A 22,943-nucleotide genomic window follows, 5' to 3' on the forward strand; every position below is an offset into this window, starting at 1 on the left:
ATCGGTTGGAAGACCACACACGGTTGTGTGCAGGTTTCGACGTTTGACGGTGCTGGGTTTGGTGTTGGTTGAGAATTGCACAGTGGATGCGAGCATCTTTTTTGCTTTGTGGTCAAGTTGCTGAGGGCGTACGGTGGATGCCTTGGCACCAGGAGCCGATGAAGGACGTGGGAGGCCGCGATAGGCCTGGGGGAGCTGTCAACCGAGCTGTGATCCCAGGGTGTCCGAATGGGGGAACCCGGCACCAGTCATGTGGTGTCACTCCTGCCTGAACACATAGGGCAGTGAGGGGGAACGCGGGGAAGTGAAACATCTCAGTACCCGCAGGAAGAGAAAACAATTGTGATTCCGTGAGTAGTGGCGAGCGAAAGCGGATGAGGCTAAACCTGGCATGTGTGATACCCGGCAGGGGTTGCATGTCTGGGGTTGTGGGATGTGCTGTGTCTGGTCTGCCGGCTGGGCGCACAGTCAGAAAATCGGTGGTTAGTCGAAGTTCGCTGGAAAGCGGCACCGTAGCGGGTGACAGTCCCGTAGGCGAAAATTGCCGGTCTGTGTATGCATATTCCCGAGTAGCGGCGGACTCCTGTAATCTGCCGTGAATCTGCCAGGACCACCTGGTAAGCCTAAATACTCCCTGGTGACCGATAGCGGACAAGTACCGTGAGGGAAAGGTGAAAAGTACCCCGGGAGGGGAGTGAAATAGTACCTGAAACCGTGCGCCTACAATCCGTCGGAGCGTCCCACCTTTGGTGGGGGTGACGGCGTGCCTTTTGAAGAATGAGCCTGCGAGTTAGTGGTACGTGGCGAGGTTAACCCGTGTGGGGGAGCCGTAGCGAAAGCGAGTCTGAAGAGGGCGTTTGAGTCGCGTGTCCTAGACCCGAAGCGGAGTGATCTAGCCATGGGCAGGCTGAAGCGCGGGTAAGACCGCGTGGAGGGCCGAACCCACCAACGTTGAAAAGTTGGGGGATGACCTGTGGTTAGGGGTGAAAGGCCAATCAAACTCCGTGATAGCTGGTTCTCCCCGAAATGCATTTAGGTGCAGCGTTACGCGTTTCTTGCCGGAGGTAGAGCACTGGATGGCCTAGGGGGCCTACAAGCTTACTGAAGTCAACTAAACTCCGAATGCCGGTAAGTGAGAGCGTGGCAGTGAGACTGCGGGGGATAAGCTTCGTAGTCGAGAGGGAAACAGCCCAGATCACCAGCTAAGGCCCCTAAGCGTGTGCTAAGTGGTAAAGGATGTGGGGTCGCATAGACAACCAGGAGGTTGGCTTAGAAGCAGCCACCCTTGAAAGAGTGCGTAATAGCTCACTGGTCAAGTGGTTCCGCGCCGACAATGTAGCGGGGCTCAAGCACACCGCCGAAGCTGTGGCATTCACACATGTACCCGGCCTTTGTGGTCCAGGTGTGTGGATGGGTAGGGGAGCGTCGTGTCACCGGTGAAGCGGCGGAGTGATCCAGCCGTGGAGGTGACGCGAGTGAGAATGCAGGCATGAGTAGCGAAAGCAGGGTGAGAAACCCTGCCGCCGGATGACCAAGGGTTCCAGGGCCAGGCTAATCCGCCCTGGGTGAGTCGGGGCCTAAGGCGAGGCCGAGAGGCGTAGTCGATGGACAACGGGTTGATATTCCCGTACCCGCGTAGAAGCGTCCATGCTGAACCTGCTTGTACTAACCACGTGAACGTCTGATGCCTTCGGGCGGAGGACGGGAGCCTGGGACCTCGGGTGGTAGTAGGCAAGCGATGGGGTGACGCAGGAGGGTAGCTGGACCCGGCCGGTGGTTGTGCCGGGGCAAGCGTGTAGCCCGCAGCATAGGCAAATCCGTGCTGCATTGAGGGTGAGACGTGAAGCGGAGCCGTTCAGGTGAAGTCAGTGATCCCATGCTGCCGAGAAAAGCCTCTAGCGAGTTTCGAGCGGCCCGTACCCGAAACCGACACAGGTGGTCAGGTAGAGAATACCGAGGCGATCGGGCGAACTGTGGTTAAGGAACTCGGCAAATTGCCCCCGTAACTTCGGGAGAAGGGGGGCCACCGATGGTGAGACCACATGCTGGTGGAGCGGTTGGTGGCCGCAGAGACCAGGGGGAAGCGACTGTTTACTAAAAACACAGGTCCATGCTAAGTCGTAAGACGACGTATATGGACTGACGCCTGCCCGGTGCTGGAACGTTAAGGGGACCTGTTAGTCCTTCGGGGCGAAGCGGAGAACTTAAGCGCCAGTAAACGGCGGTGGTAACTATAACCATCCTAAGGTAGCGAAATTCCTTGTCGGGTAAGTTCCGACCTGCACGAATGGCGTAACGACTTCCCCACTGTCTCAACCACAGGCCCGGCGAAATTGCACTACGAGTAAAGATGCTCGTTACGCGCGGCAGGACGGAAAGACCCCGGGACCTTCACTATAGCTTGACATTGGTACTCGAATTCGATTGTGTAGGATAGGTGGGAGCCGGTGAAGTCCTCACGCCAGTGGGGGTGGAGGCAAGCTTGAAATACCACTCTGTTGGATTTGGGTATCTAACCTTGGGCCGTGAGCCGGTTCAGGGACAGTGTCTGGTGGGTAGTTTAACTGGGGCGGTTGCCTCCTAAAATGTAACGGAGGCGCCCAAAGGTTCCCTCAGCCTGGTTGGCAATCAGGTGTTGAGTGCAAGTGCACAAGGGGGCTTGACTGTGAGACTGACAGGTCGAGCAGGGACGAAAGTCGGGACTAGTGATCCGGCACTGGCAGGTGGAAGCGGTGTCGCTCAACGGATAAAAGGTACCCCGGGGATAACAGGCTGATCTTCCCCAAGAGTCCATATCGACGGGATGGTTTGGCACCTCGATGTCGGCTCGTCGCATCCTGGGGCTGGAGTAGGTCCCAAGGGTTGGGCTGTTCGCCCATTAAAGCGGTACGCGAGCTGGGTTTAGAACGTCGTGAGACAGTTCGGTCCCTATCCGCCGCGCGCGTAGGATACTTGAGAAGGGCTGTCCCTAGTACGAGAGGACCGGGACGGACGAACCTCTGGTGTGCCAGTTGTTCTGCCAAGAGCACGGCTGGTTGGCTACGTTCGGAAGGGATAACCGCTGAAAGCATCTAAGCGGGAAGCTCGCTTCGAGATGAGGTATCCCACCCCTTGAGGGTTAAGGCCCCCAGCGAGACCACTGGGTTGATAGGCCGGAAGTGGAAGCCTGGTAACAGGTTTGAGCTGACCGGTACTAATAGGCCGAGGACTTGACCTACAACACAAGCATCAAAGAAGTTTTGCATCCACTGTGTGATTCTGAACCAACACCGGACGCACCCCACATGAGGGTGGGTGTGCGGGGTTGATAGGTTCATAGTGTTACGGCGGCCATAGCGGAGGGGAAACGCCCGGTCCCATTCCGAACCCGGAAGCTAAGCCCTCCAGCGCCGATGGTACTGCACCCGAGAGAGTGTGGGAGAGTAGGACGCCGCCGGACAAACTTTCGCTCAGGGGCCCACCATTCGGTGGGCCCCTGACGCGTTTCCAGGGCACATTTCCCGCGCGCATTCTCCGGCGTAGCGGCTGCTCGGTGCCGAAACCAGGACGTATGACCGCGGTCGCTCGTGGCTGGGTGAACGCGGCCGGCCCGGGCCATGACCCACGCGCTCACCCAGGGGCCCGGGTTAGGTCCGAGCGATGCGGGCATGCGAAACGTGATGGACGGAATGGGCGGGAAGGGGGCGCCTGCGGTGATCGTGGTGCTGCCCGGGCCGCGGGGAGACACTGAGCCCTGGCGAATGGTGCAACGGACCGAAGGGCGGTCGGACGTGCTCGCACACGTACCGCGGCCGGGCCGATGGCAGCCGGCGCTCGAGCGGATTCGTGACATGGACGGTGAGCTGGACGTCGTGCAGGTGGCCGACGGCCATTACCGGTGGCTGTTCGAGGACGAGTGTGGCGCGGTCATCGCGACCTCGCCCGCCATCCACCGGGATGTCTGCAGCTGCCGGCATGCCTTCACCGACACCAGGCGGGCCGCACGCGCGCTGCTGGGCGACCCGCTCTGGCAATAGGCGACTTCAGATCCTCGGGCCTCAGAACGCCGAGTTGGCGCTGATCAGGAAGCCCGAGTCGATGCGCGCGCCGGCGTTGGTGTAGCAGGCGACGTCACGGACGATGATGTCCGTGCCGCTGTACATCCACGGCATGATCAGGTTGCAGAAGTCCGACGCCGGGCCCGTCGCCGTCACCTGGACCGTGGCCGGCGTGACGGCCAGCTGCGGGAACTTGACCAGCGACAGGCCGGTGCCGGCGGGCATCAGCGTGTTGACGGCCGGGCCCAGGACGGAGTTGAAGTTGGTCGACGCCGGGCCGAGCGGCGGCGCGTTCCACAGGTAGCCGAAGTACTTCGGCGGCCAGCCCGCCCCGTACAGCGACTGCTGATACTGGTACGTCAGCGTGAACCGCGTGTCGAGCGGCGCGCCGCCCGGGCCGTAGCAGTTGACGAGAATCTGCTGGCCCGACGGCGCCGAGCTCCACTTGGCGACCTTGCAGCGCGCGGGGGCGACGTTGACCGCCGTCGCCTGCAGGCTGCCGTCGACCGGGCCGGGGGTGCTGAGGTTGGGCATCTTCACCAGCCAGGCGCCCACCCCGACCGGCGTCACCGAGTTCACCGCGCCGGACGAGTTGAACTGGCTGACGAGGGCGCCGGTCGGCTGGGCGTCGACGTAGCCGAAGCGGCCGTTGATGGCGATCGTGGGCGGGCTGCTGCTCTCGAAGATCGCGGTGAACGGGGTGAAGTCGGGGCTGCCGCCGGCCTTGTAGCAGTCGACGTACACGACCTCGTCCGCCCCGGCCGGGCCCCAGGTGTTGGCCTGGCACCAGTGCGGGACCTCGTTGATGGCGGTCACGTGGACCACGCCGCGGGAGGCGCCGGCACCCGGGAAGAGGATGCGGTACCGCCCGGGCGGCCCGGTGACAACGGTGGTGGCCGCGGGAGTCGTGCCGGTGGGAACGGTGGCGGAGCCGTTCCACTGCACGAACGCGAACCGGTCCGGCAGCGCCGCGCTGGCGGGCGCGGCCGCGACCAGGACGCCGACGGCAAGCGCCGGCAGGAGCGTGGCCAGGGTGGCCAGTCGTCTCATCATGGCAGCAATAGAAGTATGCGAATGTATCGCTGTGTGTCGGCAAGGCTACACACCGCTCGAGGCGGGCCGCCGAGCCGGGTCACGGATCGGTGGCCCGCACCCTAATGCGCCCGGGCGCGCTGCAGGACCTCCTCGGTCGTCAGCGGGCTCTTCGGGTGATGGCTCAGGCACAGCGGAGTCCGGACCTTGGCAAACGACTGGCCCTCGAGCGCCACGTAGAACTGCCCGGTGCGAAGCTGCGAGATGTCGGGCACGTCGCCGCCCTTCGCCCGGGCCATCTCGCGCGCCGCGTCGATCTGGACCGGCGCGTTGAGCAGCCCGTAGCACTGGGTGGCGGCGTTGCCGGGTATCTGGTTGTGCAGCCCCTTCGGCGACTGCGTGGCGAACATCAGGCCGAGGCCGTACTTGCGGGCCTGGGATGCGAGCGCGAGCGTGCTCTTCGTACAGGCCGTCATCGCGCCCGACGGGGCCAGCGTCTGCGCCTCGTCCATGACGAACAGCCCGCCGAGCGGGCGGTCGCCCGCCGGGTGCTTCTTGATCCACGCGAACAGCGCCATCTGCAGCTGGTTGACGAAGCTCTGCCGCTGTTCGTCGCCGGGCAGGCCGATGAAGCTGATGACCGAGACCCGCGCACGCTTCCCCGCGGCCGGCGTCAGCAGCTCGCCGGGGTCGACCGCCTCGCCGGCGCCGCCGAAGAGCGGGTCGATGACCATGGCCGCGGTCAGGGTCTGGCCGAGCTCGGCCGCGATCTTCACCGCGCCGACCAGGTCGCTCACGTCCTCCGGCAGGTCGTCGAGCATTTCGATGAACCCGCGGAGCGTGGTGTGGGGCTGCCGCCGGGCGTAGTGGACGAGCGCCTCCTTGAGCACCGCCCGGCCCCGCTCGGCCTTGCCCGTTTTGCCGTCGACCTTGGCGCGCGGGGCGAGCGTGGCCAGGGCCGCCTCGATCGCCGCCTCGAACTCGTCGGCGTCGTCGATGAAGCTGTGGAAGTCGGGCAGCGGCTGGAAGCTGATCGGCCGGCCGGCCTCGCGGCGCGGCGTGTAGACCACGACGTCGGTCTGATCCAGGTAGTCCCGGGCCTTCTCCGCGTCGCCCTCTCGCCACCCGGCGGGCGGTTCCGGCCACGGGTCGCCGAGGCGGGCGAGGTCGTTGTTCGGATCGAGGACGATGGCGGACACGCCCTGCAGCGCGCACTCCTCGATGATCCGGCGGATGAGGACCGTCTTGCCCGATCCCGATCCGGCGAAGATCGCGGTGTGCTTGCGCAGGGCCTCCAGCCCGACCGGTACCGCCGCGTCGTCGAACGTGTGCCCGAGCGTCAAGGCGGGCCCGGCCATCTGGGGCGCGGCCGGCTCTGCCGTCGCCGCTGCGATCGGCGTGGAAGGCTCGCCCGGCGTGCGCTCGGCCGGCGTGTGCTCGCCCGGCATGGCGAGCTCCGGGGCCGGCAGATCGGCCGCGGCGTCGGCGAGGGCGTCGCGAAGGAACGACACGTGCTTGGTGGGCTGGCGCGCGATCAGCCAGGCGGTCAGATCCGCCGTCGGCCTGGTCAGCAGCTCACGCAGCGCGGCGAGGGTTCGCAGGTCGTCCTCGCTGACCGGCAGGGTGCGCCCGCCGCCGGCCTCGAAGAGCGCCAGCGCCTCGACGTTCTTCGGGCTCTTGGGCCAGGCGCCGTTGCGCAGCAGGAACAGCCGCCGCTGTTCGACGCTGTTGACGAGCCCGGCCTCGGTGCAGGCGGAGCGAATGCGGTTCAGCACGGCGGTCGCGTGGTACCGCGTCGAGATGCCCCTGAAGCCCCAGTGCGCTTCCTCCTCGGTCGTGTCGTCCAAGGTCCGGCGCAGCCGGGCGTGCAGGGCGGGCTTCGTGCTCGGCGGCGGGTCCTGCTCGAAGTGCCGCCCCGCCTCCCCGCGTTCGATGATCCAGGCCTGCAGGCCGGCCGCGAGAAGACCGGGCAGTTCGGCGTCGTCGGTGTACTCGTCGAGCGCCCGGTCAAGGCCGGTGGCGGACGCCTTGAGCTCGTCGAATCGTTTGTCCAACGTCTTGAGGTTGGCATCGGGCGGCCGCACGACGGGCGGCACCTCGATCTCCTCCTCCGCGGACGCCGTCTCGAGCGACGTCATCACCCGGATCTCGCCGTCGCGGACGCACTCGCGAATGTGCTGGTCGACGACCTGGAGCAGCTGGCGGGGCATGAAGTTGACCGCGTCGTCGAACGCGTCCTCGTGGATCGGCCAGGTCGCGTACGGCGGGCTGAAGTCGACCGAGCGGTAGTGGGCCTCCAGCCGCTTGGCCACCAGCGCCTGCCCGACGGCGGCGGTCGGGATGCGGCCGAGGTTGTGCGTGGCCCGGAATCGATCCTGCACGGACGAGATGGCGTACTTCTTGATGACCTCCCACGTCGCGTGTTGGGCCGCGACCACCGTGAGCGTCTTGCGGGTCGCCTCCCGCAGCGACATGAGCCCGTTGGTGATCTGGTCGAGCAGGACGGAGTCCTGCCACTCGGCGTGCTGCCCGTTCGCCATCGCCTTGGCCAGCGGGGCCAACAGGCCGTCGATCTGGTCGACCGCGATGACGGAGGGCCCGGTGAGGGACAGCAGCGAGGAGATCTCGCCGACGACGCTCTCGGGCGGGTACACCTCCCGGGGCAGGCCCCACGGTGCGCGCTCGCCGGGCTCGCATTCCTCGCCGGACAGCAGGAAGTTGTTGCCGACCTCCCGCGCCCGAAAGTCGCCGGCGTTGTACATGATGAGGGCCCGCGCGGTGTGGCGGCAGGCCATCGCCACCTCCGGGCTGTACCGGTGCAGGGCCTCCAGGGTCGCGTCGACGGCGTCGCGGTCCAGCGCGGCCTCGCCGATCGCCGCTTGGCGCGCCGCAAACGGCACACCGGTCAGTAGCGTGATCCGGCGCAGGAAGATGCGCAACTGGGTCTCGTGGCCGTCGACCTGGCGGGTGAGCCCGTTGAGCATCGAGTGCGCGACGCTGTGCCAGAAGCGGGCCCCGTCGAGCAGGCTGACCAGGAAGAAGTACCCGTCCTGGCGCTGCACCTGTTCGCGGACCCAGCCGAGCAGGTGGGTCTTGCCCGAACCGCGCTGACCCTGCACGACCACGCCGACCGGGCTGCCGTCGGTGCTGTCGCGCGCTTCGTCGATGGCCTCGAGGATGGTCTGGGCGACGTCGCGGTGCAGGGTGTCCACGTGGAACTCTGATCGCCGCCAGACGTCGTCCCGGGTCGGCACGAGCTTGATGCGCAGGCCGGTCAGGGCCTTGATCTCGGTATCGCTCATGGCGCGATCGCCAGCACGTGCTGATCGCGGCCGCCGATGCGTACCGCGGCCGCGCGGTCCCGCGGTTCCAGGGACTTCTGGTTGGTCTCCTCTTCGATCTGGACGCCCTGCATGCGGGTCATGAGCCGGAGCACGCCGTCGACGTCGCGCCGGGGGATGTCGCCCAGCTGCTCGCGGAGGTCGGCGAGGCCGATCCAGCTGCCGGCCGGTTCGGCCAGTTTGCGGTAGGCCCGGCGCACCGCCTGCTCGATCTCGTCCGCCGGCGGCACCGGGAGTCCGGACGTCGCCGCCGGGAGGCCGGACGTCGCCGCGGGGGGCTCGGTGCTCGCCGGGACGTCGCCGAACACCTGGGCGAGGCTGTGCCCGGTTCGCGTCAGGTAGCGCTCAAGGCCGCCCAGCACGGCGTACAACGCGTGCCCGGCCGAGCCGGGGTTCTTGGGCGCGGCCTGGGAAAGCTCCTGACGGCACCAGCTCCAGCCCTCGTCGGCCAGCGAGAAGTAGAACGCGTTGCGCGGCCCCTTGCGGCACTCGATGAACTTCTCGTCGACCAGTCGCTTCCGGTTCTTGCCGGTCAGCTCGAGACCCGGCGCGTAGCGCTCCCGGATGTCGGCGTTGGAGAGCTCACCGTTCTCCGCCATCAGGATCAGCAGCAGCGCCCGTTCGGGCAGCGAGAGCTTAATGTCCGGCATGCAACGCCCCCTTGTGAGTGCCGGCGCGGCGGCCGGCGAGGAATTGTTGGATCTGGGCCAGCACCAGTTCGCGATGGGCCAGCACCTGGTGGTTGGTGAAACGCAGCACCGCATAGCCGTCCAGCTGCAGCTGGACGTCGCGTTGCCGGTCGGCGGCGAAACGCTCCGGCTGGCAGTGCTCCGCGCCGTCGATCTCGACGACCAGCCGCTCGCTCTGCCAGAGCAGATCGACGCGGATCGGATTCATGAGCGGGTGCGACTGGTACGTCTGATTCCATGCGCGCCCGGCCGCCCACGCGGCCGGCTCCAGCGAGGCCTCAAGCAGCTTCTCGGCGCGGCTGCCCGGATGCGGCCGGCCGGCGATCGCCGGGTAGCCCATCACGGGCCTCGGCGCGGGCCCGGCAACGACGCCCCGGTCGACGCTGAGCATCGCGGAGCCGGCCGGCGGCGCGAACCGCACGATCTCCACGGCGTCGATCGGGTGCGGTGTGTCTCCGGCGAACCAGATGCCGAAGCGGCCGGAGTCGCTCAACCAGCGGCCGGCCGCGACCAGCGCCAGCTGCTGCTCGGCGTCGAGGGACTCCTCGACACGCACCAGAATCGCGGTTCGAGCGCGTCCGAACGCGGTCGCGATGACCCGGGCCAGTCCGGTGGCGCGAACCTCGGCGTCGAACGATCCCGCGACGCCGTTCGGCACCGTCCGCTCCAGCAGCGAGCGTTCGGCCAGGTCGGCGAGGAAGGGGCCGTACTGTCCGGTGCGTTCGGCCGCCTCGAGGGCGAGGGACCGCACCGCGACCAGTCCGGCGCCGGCGGGGCCATCGATGTCGGCGGCCTGCGGAAGCCAGGACGGGTACAGCTCGCGGGCCACGCGATCGAGTTCGACGAGCATGGTCGCGATGACGTCCGCGGTACGGTGTCGCGGCACCGCGCCGTACGTCACGATCGCGGGCGCGTCCGGGGGCAGCGGCTCGGCCAGCATGGCGAGCGATTCGGCGCTCAAGCCCTCGATGCTTACGGGCCTGTCCAAGGGAAGATCGGCCCAGGATTGCGTCACGCCTCACCCCCGCATTCCCGGTTGGCCCGATTCTCCGGGCCGCTCACCAGCGATGACAAGGTCGAGCTGTGCTGTCCGATGCCGCTGTGTGTGCGAAAGATTTGCCTGGCCAGGGCCTCCCTTCCGGGTGGCGGTTCTGGTAGCGCAGGCGCGCATCGTCCACTGTGGACACCGGTCGCACTCCTCGGCGGCGGCGGCCCCAGCGAAGATCATTTTACCGCCGGGAGGTCTCCCGGGGTGTAGCTATCCCCACCCCGGAGCGGTATTCAGCCCCGATTCGGATGCCCGCGGAAATTCGTAGCGTCGTGGGCATGGAACAGGCGTTGGAGATCCAGGGGCTGACGAAGCGGTTCGGGGACAAGGTCGCCGTCGACGGGATCGGGCTCGCCGTACCGAGCGGGTCGTTCTACGGGCTCGTCGGGCAGAACGGGGCCGGCAAGACCACCACGCTCGCGATGGCGGTCGGGCTGCTGCGGCCCGACGCCGGCACCGCCCGCATCTTCGGCGCCGACGTGTGGGCCGAGCCGGCGAAGGCGAAGGCGCTCGTCGGGGTGCTGCCGGACGGGCTGGCGATGCCGGAGCGGCTGACCGGGCGGGAGGTGCTGCAGTACCTCGGGCTGCTGCGCGGCCTGCCCCGCAACGTCGTCGACGCGCGGGCCGACGAACTGCTCGCCGTGCTGGAGCTGGACGACGCCGGCCAGACGCTCGTCATCGAGTACTCCACCGGCATGCGCAAGAAGATCGGGCTCGCCACGGCGCTGCTGCACGGGCCGCGGCTGCTGGTGCTCGACGAGCCGTTCGAGGCCGTCGACCCGGTGTCGGCCGCGGCGATCAAGACCATGCTGCGCGGGTTCGTCGCCGCCGGCGGGTCGGTGGTGCTCTCCAGCCACGTGATGGCGCTGGTGGAGCAGCTGTGCGACCACGTCGCCGTGGTCGACCGGGGGCGGGTCGTGGCCGCCGGCGCGCTGGACGAGGTGCGCGGGGCGCGGTCGCTGGAGGAGACGTTCGTCGGGCTGGTCGGCGGGGAGCGGAACGGCGGGAAGAAGGCCAACGGATGGGAGGAACTGTCGTGGCTGTCGCGATGACCATGGCGCGGATGAAGATCGCGATGCTGCGCCACGCGTACCGGGGGCAGCGCGCGCAGACGGCGGGCACGGGGGCCGCCGTCGGCGCGCTGCTGGCCGCCGGGACCGTGTACCTCGGGTTCGCAAGCCCGGACCTGCTGGCCGCCGGCTACGCGGTGTGGCTGCTCGGCTGGGTGCTCGGGCCCGTGTTCACCGGCGGCGGCGACGAGGCGCTGCGGCCGGAGTACTTCACGCTGCTGGGCCTGCCGCCCCGGCGCCTGGCCGCCGGGCTGCTCGCCGGCGCGTTCGTCGGCGTCGCGCCGCTGGTCAGCCTCGGGGCGCTGGTCGGGCTCGCGGTCGCCGGGGCGCGGCTCGGGCCGGTCCACGCGCTCGCCGCGGTGCCCGCCATCGCGCTGCAGCTGGCCGCGTTCGTGCTGCTGTCGAAGGTGACCGTGGCCCTCGTCGGGCTCGCGCTGCGCACCCGCGCCGGGGCGATCGCCGCCGGGCTGGTCAACGGCGCGATCGTCGCCTCGCTGGGGCAGATCTGGGTGTTCATGGTCGCCTTCGGGCAGACGGGGACGCCCAGGGCGGTGTGGTACCTCCCGTCCGCCTGGGGCGTGCTCGCCGTCCGCGGCCAGTGGTGGGCGCTCGCCGCGCTGGCCGTCCTGGACCTGCTGCTGCTGGCCGCGTGGGCGGCGCTGCTCGGCCGGCGGGCCGGGGCGGCCCGGGTGTCGGGGCGCGCGCGGCGGCCGATCACCGCCGGCACCGCCTCCGGCGCCGTCGTCGCCAAGGAGCTGCGCACCTGGTCGCGCGACCTGGTCCGCAACCACTACCTGGCCTTCGCCCTGTCCTACGGCCTCTGCTTCGCCGCCAGCCCGCTGATCATCGGCTGGAACGGGATGCTGCCGTACGCCGGCCCGATCTTCGTCGTCATGGCCGCCGGCATGTCGAGCAACCTGTACGGCTCGGACGGCACCGCGCTGTGGCTGACCATGATGGCCGGCGCGAGCGACGTGCGGGGCCGGCAGCTGGCCTGGCTGTCCACGCAGGGGGTCGTCGCGGTCGCGCTCACCGTGGCGTGCACCGCGGTCACCGGCGGGCCGTGGCCGCTCGTGCTCGCGCTGCTGGCGGCGCTGCTCGGCGGTGCGGCCGGCCTGGTGCCGCTGGTGTCGGTGTACGCGCTGGTGCCGGGCACCGACCCGCACCGCCGCGGCGGCAACCCGCTGCGCACCAGCGAGGACGAGGGCGGCCTGACCGGGCTCGCGTACCTCATGTTCGTCCTCGTCATCGCCACCGCCCTGCCCGCGGGGCTGGTCGCGGTCCGCTTCGGGTGGGCCGGCGTCGCGCTCGGCGTGGTCACCGGAGCGCTGTGCTGGTGGGGCTTCGGCCGCCTCGCCGAGCGGCGCCTCGACAGCCACGGGCCGGAGCTGCTGGACACCATGCGGACCGGGCGCAGGGCGACGTCGCCGGCGAAGCCCGCGTTCCAGGACCTGAGCCGCACGCGCCGCATGGTCGCCGGGTGGTGCTTCGGCTTCGGCGCCATCCCGCTGTTCCCGCAGGGCATCGTCGCCGCGATCTTCGTCGGCAACGGCATGCTGCGCCACTCCTGGTTCCTGGCCACCTACATGCCGGCGGGCTGGCGCTACCCGGTCGCGGGCGCCTTCATCCTGCTCGGGCTGGGCATGTACGGAACCGCCCTCGGGATCGTCAGGTCGGCGAGGAAAGAGGCCAGAACCTGACCGCATCCCTGCGTACCGTCAACGGTGTCACCGAGATCAGGAGGGCTTCACCAATGACCACGATCACCCGCGAGCGCGCCGACCTGCTCGAGTCCCTCGGCGCCGCCCGGTTCTTCCTGCGGTACACCGCCCAGGGCCTCACCGACGAGCAGGCCGCCACCCGCAGCACGGTGAGCGAGCTGTGCATCGGCGGGCTCATCAAGCACGTCACGGCGATCGAGCGGCAGTGGGCCCGGTTCATCGTCGAGGGGCCGTCGGTCATGGCGCCGGCCGACGACCCGGACGCCTTCGCCGACTACGCCAACGGCTTCCGCATGCTGCCCGGCGAGACGCTGGCCGGGCTGCTGGACGAGTACGAGCGGGTGGCGAAGGAGACCGACGAGCTCGTGCGCAGCGTGGCCGACCTCGACGCCGACCACCCGCTGCCGCCGGCGCCGTGGTTCGAGCCCGGCGCGCGCCGCAGCCACCGGCGGACGCTGCAGCACATCGCGGCCGAGACCGCCCAGCACGCCGGCCACGCGGACATCATCCGCGAGGCCATCGACGGTCAGAAGACGATGGGCTGATCCGCAGGGGCATCAAGCTCCAGCGTCGGTACGGCGATCCAGCCCTCGATCCGCGCGAGCCCCACCTGCCCGGCGCCGGGCCGGGTCGCGCGGCCGAGGGCGGACGCGCGCCCGACGGGGGCGGCGATCACCGCGTCGAACGCGTCGTGGCTGGCTCGCACAAGCGGCTCGCGCCGGCCGAGGTCGAGCCGGCCGCGCCCGGCCAGATCGACGCCCGCGGTGAGCATCAGCGGTGCAGCGTCGCCGTGGCGCTGTAGGTGGCGGCGTCCGGGCGGTAGGCCATCTCCAGGCCGCCGTCGGGGCCCAGGTGCATGGTGAAGATGCCGGTCGGGGTGCACCGGCCCAGCGTGATGGCCTCCTGCGCGCGGATCACGTCGCCGTTGACCGACAGCACCGTCAGCGTGCCCTGGCAGCCGGCCTCGATGTAGCGGACCTGGCCGACTTTGGAGCCCGCGGTGATGTCCACCCGCATCTGGTACGCCTTGTTGTTGTCCTGCACGTATGACCCGGTCCACGTGCCGGCCCAGCTCGACGGGAACGCCAGCTCGGTGGCCGCCGGGGTCTGGGCCGCCGCCGGCGTGGTCGCGGCGGGCGTGGCCGCGGCCGGCCCGGCGCCCGGCAGAGTCTGCTGCGCCGCCGGGGTGGCCGGGGCGTTCGCGTTGTTCGAGGTGTTCGCGGCCGGCTCCCAGGGCCGGGTGATCGCCAGGACGGCGCCCACGGCCACCAGCGCGGCGACGATGGCGACCAGGACGATCGTGCCGATCGGCGAGCGCCGCGCGGGCAGGGCGGCCACCGGGACCAGCACCGGGCCCGGCCCCGGCGCGCCGTGCCAGGTCGGCGGCATCGGCACCGGCGGCGTGGTGGTGGCGACGAACGCCGGCGGCGCGGAGGTCGGCGGCGCCGACACCGGCGCCGGGACGGGGGAGGGTGCGCTGACCGGGGCTGTCGCCATCGGCGCCGGGGCCGGCGTGGCCGCCGCCCACCCGGGAGAGATCGGAGCCGTGGGCGGCGCGCTCACCTGACCGGCGGCGCCGAACGGTGCCACCGGGGCGGCCGCCGGGGTGACCGGGGCGGCCGCGACCGTCGTGACCGGGCGGTCGCAGAGGGCGCCCTCAGCCACCACGAGCTCGGGCTGGTCGATCACCGTCGGCGCGATGCGCAGGGTGCGGTGCAGCAGCGTCGCGGCCAGCGGGATCCGGGACGAGCCGCCGACCAGGAACACCCCGCCGATGCGCTCCGGCGGGATGCCCGCCTCCTGCAGCGTCGCCAGGGTCGTGGCGGCGGTGCGCTCGAGCTGCACCCGGGCCGCCTTCTCGAACTCCTCGCGGGTCAGGCGCACCTGCTGGTCGACGAGGGGGAGGTGGAGGTCGCCGCTGGCGTACCGCGACAGCTGCTCCTTCACCGCCCGCGCCGACTGCCACAGGGTCTGGCGGGCCTGCTGGTCGGCCGGGGTCTGCGGCCAGTCGAGGCGGCGCCACGCCTCCACGGCGGTCGCGGTCGCCGTCCGGGCGTGCTCGACGACGGCGGCGTCGAGGTCGAGCCCGCCCACGTCGGGCAGGCCGGCCGCGGCGGCCACCTCGAACCCGCCGGGCGAGGGCAGCAGGATGCTCAGGTCGAAGGTGCCGGCGCCGAGGTCGTACACCACGATGCTGCGCCCGGCCGGGATGCGCTGGCCGAGCACGGTGGCGAAGTAGCGGGCGGCGGCGACCGGCTCGGGCACGAACCGGACCTCGCCGATGCCGGCGGCCCGCGCGGCCGCGGCGAGCACCTCGAGCCGGGGCCGGCCCCACGCGGCCGGGTGGGTGAGCACGACGTCGGTGACCCGCTCGCCGGCGACCCGGCCGGCCTCGGTGTGCACGCGGTGCAGGACGGCGGCGATGAGGTGCTCGATCGGGAACTCGCGCTCGCCGAGCCAGACCGCGCGGTCGTCGATGCGCCGCTTCGGGTTGGCCTCGAAGCCGGCCGGCGCGCCGATGGCCGAGCGGACCGCGTCGGCGCCCACGAGCAGGCCGGTGTCGGGGCCGGCGAAGACGGCGGAGGGCAGCAGCGGGGAGCCGTCGAACAGCAGCGGGCGCACCGGCCCGTCGGGGCCGGCCAGCGCCGCCACCGTGTTGGACGTGCCGAAGTCGATGCCCAGCCGGTACCCGCCCCCACTCACAAGGTCACGGTACGGGTGGCGACCGGCCGGGTGGCAGGACCGCACGGACCGACCCGGCGAGCCGAACATCCACCCCAGTCCGCGTGGAACGCTGAAAGTTTCAACGGTATCCGTCGATGTGACCGTAACAATCGTCGAAGCGGTTGACCGGGTTTCGAAACCTCCCTACGTTCCGCAGGAAAGCGCTTTCCTAGGAGGTGTGTACATGCAGTCCAGAACAGCGCGGCGACGGGTGCGGCTGGCGCTCGCCGCCGCTTCCGGGCTCGCCGCGATCGGCGGCATGACGCTGGTCGTCACCGCGGAGGCCTCGGCCGCCACCGTGGACACGAGTGCGACCTACGTCATCGTCAACCACAACAGCGGCAAGGTCATCGACGTCTACAACTGGGCGACGAACGACGGCGCGCCGATCAACCAGTGGTCGCGCAACGACCTCACCGTCCAGCAGTGGAAATTCGTCGACGCCGGCAGCGGGTACTACAAGATCAAGTCGGTGATGAGCGGCAAGGTCCTCGAGCTGCCCAACGCCACCGACGGCGTCCAGCTCGTGCAGAACAGCGACAGCGGCTCGACCACCCAGCAGTTCCGGCTGGCCGACTCGTCCGGCGGGTACGTCCGCTTCGTCAACCGGCACAGCAACAAGGTCCTCGACGTCTGGCAGTGGTCGACGGCCGACGGCGCGAAGATCGCCGGCTACACCGACCTCGACGGCGCGAACCAGCAGTGGCAGCTCGTCAAGCTCGGCTCGGGCGGCGGCGGGAGCACCCCGACGTCCGGCGGCGGCAGCACCCCGACCGGCGCGTGGCCGACCGCCAGCGGCTCGCAGTCGGTGAGCGGCACGATCAAGGTCAGCGGGACGCTCGACGGGGGCATGAAGCGGTACTGCTGCATCGGCGACGGCAGCCAGAGCGAGAGCCAGGACCCGATGTTCGAGCTCGCCGACGGCGCGACGCTCAAGAACGTCATCATCGGCTCCCCGGCCGGCGACGGCGTGCACTGCCTCGGCCGCTGCACCATCCAGAACGTGTGGTGGGAGGACGTGGGCGAGGACGCGGCCACGTTCCTGGGCACCAACGGCGGCGACTCGTACGTCATCGGCGGCGGCGTCAGGTCGGCCAGCGACAAGGTCTTCCAGCACAACGGCAACGGCACCGTGCACATCAGCGGCGTCTACGCCAAGACCATCGGCAAGCTGTACCGCGGCTGCGGCAACTGCACCAACCACTACGAGCGCCACGTCACCGTGGACAACGTGCTGCTCGACAGCGCCAAGTACGTGGTCGGCATCAACACCAACTGGGGTGACACCGCCACGCTCACCCGTGTGGTAGTGCAGAACTCGTCCGGCATCCACATCTGCGCGGAGTACACGGGCGTCGCCAAGGGCAGCGAACCGAAGTACCTCGGCGACGGCATGGGCGACGGGCACTGCAACTTCAAGTCGTCCGACATCACCTACAAGTGACCGCGTCCGCGACCCGCGGGGCTCCTGCCCCCGCGGGTCGCGGCGGGCCCCGCCCTGGATCGACAACCGGTGCCAGTCGCCGCGGCACCGGTTCCGGAAATATCCGGAATGCGCCGATCGCATCAGCGGCAGCAGGGCCGCGGCGGCGCGCCAGTCGCCGGCCGCGCGGTGCCGGGCCGCCTGCGCCACGACGCCGGCCGAGGGCATCTCGGCCCGGATGCGGCGCCAGACCGGCACCTGTGCGGGCGGAAAGGGCAGGCCGGCCGGAATCGAACCGGCGTCCTCCATCTTCGCAAGGTGGCGTGTCGACCTCTGCACTACGGCCTGCCGGGGACTGAGGGTACCGGGGGGATCGCGCTCCGAGGAGGGTTCGCTTTGCCGACAGTCTGTCACCACGCCCCGGTGTAAGGTAACCGGGTCGTGATGGACCCTGGCGAAGAGGAACCGATGGTCGACGTTGCGCTGCTGCTGGGCGGCCCGTCCGAGGAGCGCGGCATCTCGCTCAACTCCGCACGCTCCGTAGCGGACCACCTCGAGGGTGGGGTCGTCGACCTACGGGAGATCATCTTCTTCGACCGGCGGGTAAGGCCGTACGCGATCCCGCGCGGGCTGCTGTACTGCAACACCCCCTCCGACTTCGACTTCAAGCTCGCCCACGAGGGCCGCCCGCTCACCGAGGACGAGCTGCTGGACCGGCTGCGCGCCGTCGACCTGGTCTTCCCGGTCATGCACGGCGCCTTCGGCGAGGACGGGCAGGTGCAGGCGCTGCTGGAGCGGGCCGGCGTGCCCTACGTCGGGACCGGCGCCGAGGCGTGCGCGACGGCGTTCGACAAGTACCGCGCCAAGGAGGCCCTCGACGCCCGCGGCATCGGCGCGGTGCCCTCGGTCCTCGTCGAGGCCGGGATGTCCGACGCCGAGGCCGAGCAGATCGTCGCCGGCGCGTTCCCCGACGCCGACAAGCTCGTGCTCAAGCCGGCCAAGGGCGGCTCCAGCATCGACGTGTTCGTCGCCCGCGACCGCGGCGCCGCCGCCGACATCCTGCGCGAGCTGCGCAAGCGCTACGACCGCGTCGTCATCCAGCCGCGCATGACCGGCGTCGAGGTCACCACGATCGTGCTCGAGGGCCCCGACGGCCCGGTCTCGCTCATCCCGGTCGAGATCGAGCTGCACAACCGGGTCGCCGACGAGGAGATCTTCGACTACCGCCGCAAGTACCTGGCCAGCAACGACTCGCACTACCACTGCCCGCCGCCGCGGGACGACGAGACCATCGCCGAGATCCAGCGCACCGCCGAGGCCGTGTTCACCGCGCTCGGCCTGCGCGACTTCGCCCGCATCGACGGCTGGCTGCAGCCCGACGGCACGATCCTGGTCTCCGACGTCAACCCGATCAGCGGCATGGAGCAGAACAGCTTCCTGTTCATCCAGGCCGCCCAGCTCGGCATGGCCCACGCCGACGTGCTGCGCGAGGTCCTGCGCGCCGCCGCGCGCCGGGCCGGCCTCGACCTCCCCCGCCTGTCGGCCTCGGACCGCGCCGCGCAGACCGGCCGCCCGGTCGCCGTGCTGTTCGGCGGCGCCACCGCGGAACGGCAGGTCTCGGTCCTCAGCGGCACCAACGTGTGGCTGAAGCTGGCCCGCTCCGAGCGCTACGCCCCCATGCCCTACCTGCTCTCGCCCGACGGCAGCGTCTGGCAGGTGTCGTACTCCACCGCCCTGCGCCACTCCGTGGAGGAGATCGTCTACGCCTGCCGCGACGGCCAGCGCCTCGAGGAGCGCCGCGCCCGCCTGGCGGCCCGGATCATCGAGCGCCTCGCGCTGCCGGATGAGGCCCGCACCGCCAGCGTGGTCCCGCCGGTGCAGCTGAGCATGGACGAGTTCCTGGCCCGCCACGACCTCGTCTTCATCGCGCTGCACGGCGGCATCGGCGAGAACGGCACCCTCCAGGAGCTGTTCGACCGGCACGGCATCCGCTACAACGGCTCGGGCCCGGACGGCTCGCGGCTGTGCGCGGACAAGTACGAGACCGGCCGCGTCGTGGCGACGCTCGCCGGCGAGGGCATCCACACCGCCCGCCGGATCCGCGTCGACGTGCCCGCGGTCCTCGACGACGCCGCCGTCGAGGCCATCTGGCAGGACATCGTCGCGCAGTGCACCGGCACCCGCGTGGTCGTCAAGCCGCTCGACGACGGCTGCTCGGCCGGCATCGTCCCGCTGGGCAACGCCGCCGACCTGCGCCTGTACCTCGAGCTCATCAACGCCGACGCCCGCCGCATCAAGGACGCCGGCTTCTCGCTGCTCACCCCGGAGCAGCTCATCGAGATGCCGACGACCCGCCCGCAGCACCTGCTCTTCGAGGACTACATCGACACCGACGACCTGCGCGTCGAGGACCGCGCCGGCTCGGCCGAGCTGGTCTGGGGCCTGGAGCGCGACACCGGCTGGATCGAGGTCACCGTCGGCGTCCTCGGCCCGAAGGGCGCGATGGCCGCCATGAACCCGAGCATCACGGTGGCCAGCGCGGGCATCCTCTCCCTCGAGGAGAAGTTCATGGGCGGCACCGGCGTCAACATCACCCCGCCGCCCGGACCCCCGCTCGGCCGCGTCGAGCCCGGCGCCGTCGAGGCCGTCCGCGCCCGCATCGCCCGCACCGCCAACGCGCTCGGCATGGCCGGCTACGGCCGCATCGACGCGTTCATGCACCGCAAGACCGGCGAGGTCATCATCATCGAGGCCAACTCGCTGCCCGGCCTGACCCCGGCGACGGTCTTCTACCATCAGGGCCTGGCCGAGGAGCCCCCGCTGCCCCCGCGCCAGATCCTCGAGCGGATCCTGGACCTGGCCGCCGAGGCCTGAGGCCGTCCCGTCAGAAGGCGTGCAGGACATCGAAGTCCAGGCCGTCGGCTCGCGCCAGGTAGACGGGCTGGTCGACGTGGCGGGAGCGCAGGGTCAACCGGCCGCGGCCGCCCGTGAACGTCGTGCCGTCGGCCGTGGCGTCCATGGCCGCCGGGTGCAGGGAGCCGGCCCGCTCGGCCAGGGCCGCCAGCAGGTGCATGCCGTCGTAGCTGGACTCGGCGTGGCCGTTGACGACCGGGGCCTGCCAGCCGTAGCGGTGGGTGTAGCGCTCCACGAAGGCCAGGGCCGCGTCCGTGGTCACCGTGCCGAAGTAGCCCATTGCGGCGTACAGCTCACCCGTCGCGTCGCCGTCCGTGGCCAGCAGGCCGTTCTCCTCCAGGGCGGCGCACAGGCGCGGCACGCCGGCCAGCCGGGACGCCGCGTAGGCGCGGTTGAACGCGGCCAGGTCGCTGCCGACCAGCGTCAGCAGGACGGCGTCGGCGCGGCGGCGGTCCAGCAGGTCCAGCAGGGGCGCGGGGTCCAGCGCGCCGAGCCGGACGTAGCGGGCGGCCACGACCTGGGCGTGGGCGTCGCGCAGGTACGCCACCGCGGCGCCGTGCAGCATCCGCGGCCACACGTAGTCGTTGCCGATCAGCGCCCAGCGGCGGGCCCGGCGGTGGCGGACCAGCCAGTCCAGGGCCGGGCGCAGCTGGCGGGCCGGGGTCTCGCCGAGCAGGTACACGCCGGGCGCGCGCTCGCCGCCCTCGTACGGGGGCGTGAACACGTACGGGACCCGGCCGCCCAGGGCGCGCACGGCGGCGACGCGGACGTCGCTGGCGTGGGCGCCGACGACCGCGGACACCGCGCCCGCGTGGACCAGGCCGGCCAGCTCGGCGGCGACGGTGTCGGGGTGGCGGCCGGCGTCCAGGAGTACCAACTCGATGGGAAGGCCGAGGAGGCCGCCGGCCGCGTTGAGCTCGGCCACCGCCAGGCGGGCGCAGTTGAGCACCGCCGGGGCCATCATGCCCAGCGTCCCCGACGTCGGCACGACCAGCGCCACGCGCACGGCGCGGCCCGGCTCGGGCGGCAGCAGGCGCGCCTCGAGCGGGTCGCGGATCACGCGGACCTCATCCACGCGCCCGAGTATCTTTCGTAGCGGGACGGGGGAAAAGGGGGTACGACGGTGGATGCGACGGGGCTGCGGGCCCACCTCGGATATGTGCTGAGCGAGGCCGAGCGGGCCGTCAACCGCGGGCTGTCGGCGGCGCTGCAGGCCGAGGGGGTGACCGTCGAGCAGTGGCGCATCCTGCAGGCCCTCTCCGACGGGCGCGGGCACTCGATGGGCGACCTGGCCGAGGCGGCGCTGATGCCGCACCCGACGCTGACGAAGGCGGTCGACCGCCTCGTCGACGGCGCGCTCGTCTACCGCCGCCAGGACCCGAACGACCGCCGCCGCGTGGCGGTGTACCTCTCCGAGTCCGGCACCGCGCTGCTGGCCCGCCTCGACCACACGGCGACGGCGCACCACCGCGCCCTGGAGTCCGCGTTCGGCGCCGCCCGCGCCGAGGCCCTGATGCGCGAGCTGACCGAACTGATCGCGACGGTCCGATGAGGCTCGAACCGACTTGACCCTCACGTTGCGTGAGGCACGAGGGTGGGTTCCATGAGCGACTACTACAACGCTTTCGAGATGAGCCCCGTGCCCGCCCCCGGCCCGGACGCGGTCGCGCCGGAGCCGTTCCGCGGTATCTACGGCATGCCCGCGTTCGCCACGATCCCCACGAGCGACCTGGCGGCGTCGGTGGACTTCTGGACCCGCGGGCTCGGGTTCTTCGAGCTGTTCAGCATCCCCGGCCGGCTGGTGCACCTGCGCCGGTGGGCCTTCCAGGACGTACTCCTCGTCTCGGCGGCGAGCGCCCCGGCGCAGACACCGGCGGTGAGCTTCAATTTCGCCTGCGTGCTCAGCCAGGTCGATGCCCTCGTCGAGGCCTGTCGCGCGCTGCGCCCGGACTCGGTCGACGGCCCACGGGACACACCCTGGAACACCCGCGATGTAGAGGTGATCACCCCCGAGAACGCCCGGATCGTGTTCACCGCGGCGAAACCCTTTGACCCGGCCAGTCAGGAGGCGCGGAACCTTGCCGCCGTCGGGATCACCCCACCGGCCGCCGGTCGCGGCGACAATGAGGAGCGTGCCTGATGCCGCTGACGCCGACGGCCTGACCGTCGGTCAAGTCTCGGCGCGTCTGGGCGTGACCGTCCGCGCGCTGCACCACTGGGACGACATCGGCCTGGCCCGGCCGTCGCTGCGCACGGCCGCCGGATACCGCCTCTACACCGCCGGCGACCTGGAACGCCTGCACCGCATCGTCGTCTACCGGGAGATCGGCGTCGGCCTGGACCGGATTCCGGCCATCCTGGACGACGCGACCGCCGACGTGCTCGGCGCACTGCGCGCGCAGCGCACCCAGGTCGCCGAACGCATCGACCGTCTCCAGCAGCTCAGCACCGGCCTGGACCGGATGATCGCCGCCCACGAGCGCGGCCTGCTGCTGACCGCCGAGCAGCAGGCCGCGATCTTCGGCCCCGAGTGGAACCCGGACTGGCCCGCCCAGGCCCGCCGGCGCTACGGGGACACGACGCAGTGGCAGCAGTACGCCGAACGCGCGGCCTCCCGCAGCCCGGAGGAATGGCAGGCGATCGCCGACGCCACGGCCGAGCTCGACCGCGCCCTCGGCGCCGCGATCGACGCCGGTGTCACCCCCGGCAGCCCGGAAGCGAACCGGCTCGTCGAGCGCCACCGTGAGGTCTTCGCCGCGTACTTTCCCCTCACCAGGCGGATGCAGGTCTGCCTCGGCCGCAAGTACGAGGCCGATCCGGGATTCGCGGCCCACTACGACGGCATCCGCGCCGGCCTGGCGACCTGGTTGCGCCAAAGCATCGACGCCAGCGCACGCGCCCACGACATCGACCCCGACACCGCCACCTGGCAGTAGCGCGCCACA

At 70.5% G+C, this 22,943-nt stretch carries 16 protein-coding genes, 1 tRNA gene, 2 rRNA genes and 1 pseudogene; 12 read left to right on the plus strand and 8 right to left on the minus strand.

The features are described 5' to 3' along the window. Window positions 1-110: 110 nt before the first annotated feature. The 3 genes from ACQEVU_RS52980 (at window position 111) to ACQEVU_RS52990 (ending at window position 4,016) form a co-directional block, all read left to right on the plus strand. Window positions 111-3,217 (plus strand): 23S ribosomal RNA (locus ACQEVU_RS52980). Window positions 3,218-3,322: 105 nt separating this feature from the next. Continuing rightward, window positions 3,323-3,439, plus strand: a 5S ribosomal RNA gene (gene rrf, locus ACQEVU_RS52985). Window positions 3,440-3,830: 391 nt separating this feature from the next. After that, on the plus strand, window positions 3,831-4,016 hold the full coding sequence (locus ACQEVU_RS52990) for a hypothetical protein (RefSeq protein ID WP_433338455.1): 186 nt from the start codon (window positions 3,831-3,833) through the stop codon (window positions 4,014-4,016). 21 nt (window positions 4,017-4,037) lie between these two features. Here the strand turns inward: ACQEVU_RS52990 and ACQEVU_RS52995 are convergent, their stop codons facing one another. The 4 genes from ACQEVU_RS52995 to ACQEVU_RS53010 all read right to left on the minus strand — a co-directional run bounded on the left by ACQEVU_RS52995 (window position 4,038) and on the right by ACQEVU_RS53010 (window position 10,060). Continuing rightward, window positions 4,038-5,090 carry a hypothetical protein gene (locus ACQEVU_RS52995; protein WP_433338457.1) on the minus strand — a complete coding sequence of 351 codons (1,053 nt, stop codon included), beginning with the start codon at window positions 5,088-5,090 and terminating at the stop codon, window positions 4,038-4,040. A gap of 101 nt (window positions 5,091-5,191) precedes the next feature. Further along, window positions 5,192-8,371: a helicase HerA domain-containing protein gene (locus ACQEVU_RS53000; protein WP_433338459.1), complete on the minus strand. Its 3,180-nt coding sequence runs from the start codon at window positions 8,369-8,371 to the stop codon at window positions 5,192-5,194. Further along, complete coding sequence (locus ACQEVU_RS53005) at window positions 8,368-9,060, minus strand: hypothetical protein (protein WP_433338461.1); 693 nt, start codon at window positions 9,058-9,060, stop codon at window positions 8,368-8,370. The genes ACQEVU_RS53000 and ACQEVU_RS53005 overlap by 4 nt, the downstream gene beginning before the upstream one ends. Continuing rightward, window positions 9,047-10,060 carry an endonuclease domain-containing protein gene (locus ACQEVU_RS53010; RefSeq protein WP_433338463.1) on the minus strand — a complete coding sequence of 338 codons (1,014 nt, stop codon included), beginning with the start codon at window positions 10,058-10,060 and terminating at the stop codon, window positions 9,047-9,049. Before ACQEVU_RS53010 ends, ACQEVU_RS53005 begins: the two co-directional genes overlap by 14 nt. 365 nt (window positions 10,061-10,425) lie before the next feature. On the opposite strand from ACQEVU_RS53010, the gene ACQEVU_RS53015 reads away from it, so the two are divergent. Genes ACQEVU_RS53015 through ACQEVU_RS53025 form a run of 3 tightly spaced genes read left to right on the plus strand, consistent with a single transcriptional unit; the run spans window position 10,426 to window position 13,483 of the window. Then, entirely contained in the window at window positions 10,426-11,199 is a 774-nt protein-coding gene (locus ACQEVU_RS53015; protein ID WP_433338465.1) for an ABC transporter ATP-binding protein, read from the plus strand. Next, complete coding sequence (locus tag ACQEVU_RS53020; RefSeq protein ID WP_433338467.1) at window positions 11,184-12,917, plus strand: hypothetical protein; 1,734 nt, start codon at window positions 11,184-11,186, stop codon at window positions 12,915-12,917. Before ACQEVU_RS53015 ends, ACQEVU_RS53020 begins: the two co-directional genes overlap by 16 nt. Window positions 12,918-12,970: 53 nt before the next feature. Further along, entirely contained in the window at window positions 12,971-13,483 is a 513-nt protein-coding gene (locus ACQEVU_RS53025) for a DinB family protein (RefSeq protein WP_433338469.1), read from the plus strand. Here ACQEVU_RS53025 and ACQEVU_RS53030 read toward each other — a convergent pair. Together ACQEVU_RS53030 and ACQEVU_RS53035 are read right to left on the minus strand one after the other, a co-directional pair. After that, window positions 13,465-13,710: a hypothetical protein gene (locus ACQEVU_RS53030; RefSeq protein ID WP_433338471.1), complete on the minus strand. Its 246-nt coding sequence runs from the start codon at window positions 13,708-13,710 to the stop codon at window positions 13,465-13,467. The two genes, ACQEVU_RS53025 and ACQEVU_RS53030, sit on opposite strands and share 19 nt — an antisense overlap. Continuing rightward, window positions 13,710-15,641, minus strand: a complete 1,932-nt coding sequence (locus ACQEVU_RS53035) for an Hsp70 family protein (protein ID WP_433338473.1) — start codon at window positions 15,639-15,641, stop codon at window positions 13,710-13,712. Before ACQEVU_RS53035 ends, ACQEVU_RS53030 begins: the two co-directional genes overlap by 1 nt. Window positions 15,642-15,846: 205 nt before the next feature. Here ACQEVU_RS53035 and ACQEVU_RS53040 point away from each other — a divergent pair, with 205 nt between their 5' ends. Continuing rightward, window positions 15,847-17,106: a pectate lyase gene (locus ACQEVU_RS53040; RefSeq protein ID WP_433338475.1), complete on the plus strand. Its 1,260-nt coding sequence runs from the start codon at window positions 15,847-15,849 to the stop codon at window positions 17,104-17,106. Between the two features lie 254 nt (window positions 17,107-17,360). On the opposite strand, the gene ACQEVU_RS53045 is transcribed toward ACQEVU_RS53040, so the two are convergent. Then, window positions 17,361-17,433: transfer RNA gene (locus ACQEVU_RS53045), tRNA-Arg, on the minus strand. A gap of 120 nt (window positions 17,434-17,553) precedes the next feature. Here ACQEVU_RS53045 and ACQEVU_RS53050 point away from each other — a divergent pair. Both ACQEVU_RS53050 and ACQEVU_RS53055 read left to right on the plus strand, forming a co-directional pair. Beyond that, window positions 17,554-17,908, plus strand: a pseudogene (locus ACQEVU_RS53050) (hypothetical protein); the annotation flags it as partial. Beyond that, complete coding sequence (locus ACQEVU_RS53055) at window positions 17,890-19,959, plus strand: hypothetical protein (protein WP_433339750.1); 2,070 nt, start codon at window positions 17,890-17,892, stop codon at window positions 19,957-19,959. The pseudogene ACQEVU_RS53050 and the gene ACQEVU_RS53055, both read left to right, overlap by 19 nt. Before the next feature lie 10 nt (window positions 19,960-19,969). On the opposite strand, the gene ACQEVU_RS53060 is transcribed toward ACQEVU_RS53055, so the two are convergent. Next, window positions 19,970-21,073: a substrate-binding domain-containing protein gene (locus tag ACQEVU_RS53060; RefSeq protein ID WP_433338477.1), complete on the minus strand. Its 1,104-nt coding sequence runs from the start codon at window positions 21,071-21,073 to the stop codon at window positions 19,970-19,972. Window positions 21,074-21,121: 48 nt separating this feature from the next. On the opposite strand from ACQEVU_RS53060, the gene ACQEVU_RS53065 reads away from it, so the two are divergent. From ACQEVU_RS53065 to ACQEVU_RS53075, 3 genes are read left to right on the plus strand one after another with little or no spacing between them, the layout of a single operon-like run. After that, on the plus strand, window positions 21,122-21,550 hold the full coding sequence (locus tag ACQEVU_RS53065) for a MarR family winged helix-turn-helix transcriptional regulator (RefSeq protein ID WP_433338479.1): 429 nt from the start codon (window positions 21,122-21,124) through the stop codon (window positions 21,548-21,550). A gap of 51 nt (window positions 21,551-21,601) precedes the next feature. Next, entirely contained in the window at window positions 21,602-22,138 is a 537-nt protein-coding gene (locus tag ACQEVU_RS53070) for a VOC family protein (protein ID WP_433338481.1), read from the plus strand. Then, the gene (locus ACQEVU_RS53075) at window positions 22,131-22,934 is read left to right on the plus strand and encodes a MerR family transcriptional regulator (RefSeq protein ID WP_433338483.1); all 804 of its coding nucleotides are present in this window, start codon (window positions 22,131-22,133) and stop codon (window positions 22,932-22,934) included. The genes ACQEVU_RS53070 and ACQEVU_RS53075 overlap by 8 nt, the downstream gene beginning before the upstream one ends. Window positions 22,935-22,943 lie beyond the last annotated feature (9 nt).

The sequence above is a fragment of the Dactylosporangium sp. CA-139066 genome (assembly GCF_050936175.1).
Classification (GTDB): domain Bacteria; phylum Actinomycetota; class Actinomycetes; order Mycobacteriales; family Micromonosporaceae; genus Dactylosporangium.

Excerpts from the sequence above, each read along its gene's own strand:
- ACQEVU_RS52990 (WP_433338455.1), top strand. The coding sequence starts at position 3,831 with ATGGACGGTGAGCTGGACGTCGTGCAGGTGGCCGACGGCCATTACCGG.
- ACQEVU_RS52995 (WP_433338457.1), bottom strand. The coding sequence starts at position 5,090 with ATGATGAGACGACTGGCCACCCTGGCCACGCTCCTGCCGGCGCTTGCC.
- ACQEVU_RS53000 (WP_433338459.1), bottom strand. The coding sequence starts at position 8,371 with ATGAGCGATACCGAGATCAAGGCCCTGACCGGCCTGCGCATCAAGCTC.
- ACQEVU_RS53005 (WP_433338461.1), bottom strand. The coding sequence starts at position 9,060 with ATGCCGGACATTAAGCTCTCGCTGCCCGAACGGGCGCTGCTGCTGATC.
- ACQEVU_RS53015 (WP_433338465.1), top strand. The coding sequence starts at position 10,426 with ATGGAACAGGCGTTGGAGATCCAGGGGCTGACGAAGCGGTTCGGGGAC.
- ACQEVU_RS53025 (WP_433338469.1), top strand. The coding sequence starts at position 12,971 with ATGACCACGATCACCCGCGAGCGCGCCGACCTGCTCGAGTCCCTCGGC.
- ACQEVU_RS53030 (WP_433338471.1), bottom strand. The coding sequence starts at position 13,710 with ATGCTCACCGCGGGCGTCGATCTGGCCGGGCGCGGCCGGCTCGACCTC.
- ACQEVU_RS53040 (WP_433338475.1), top strand. The coding sequence starts at position 15,847 with ATGCAGTCCAGAACAGCGCGGCGACGGGTGCGGCTGGCGCTCGCCGCC.
- ACQEVU_RS53070 (WP_433338481.1), top strand. The coding sequence starts at position 21,602 with ATGAGCGACTACTACAACGCTTTCGAGATGAGCCCCGTGCCCGCCCCC.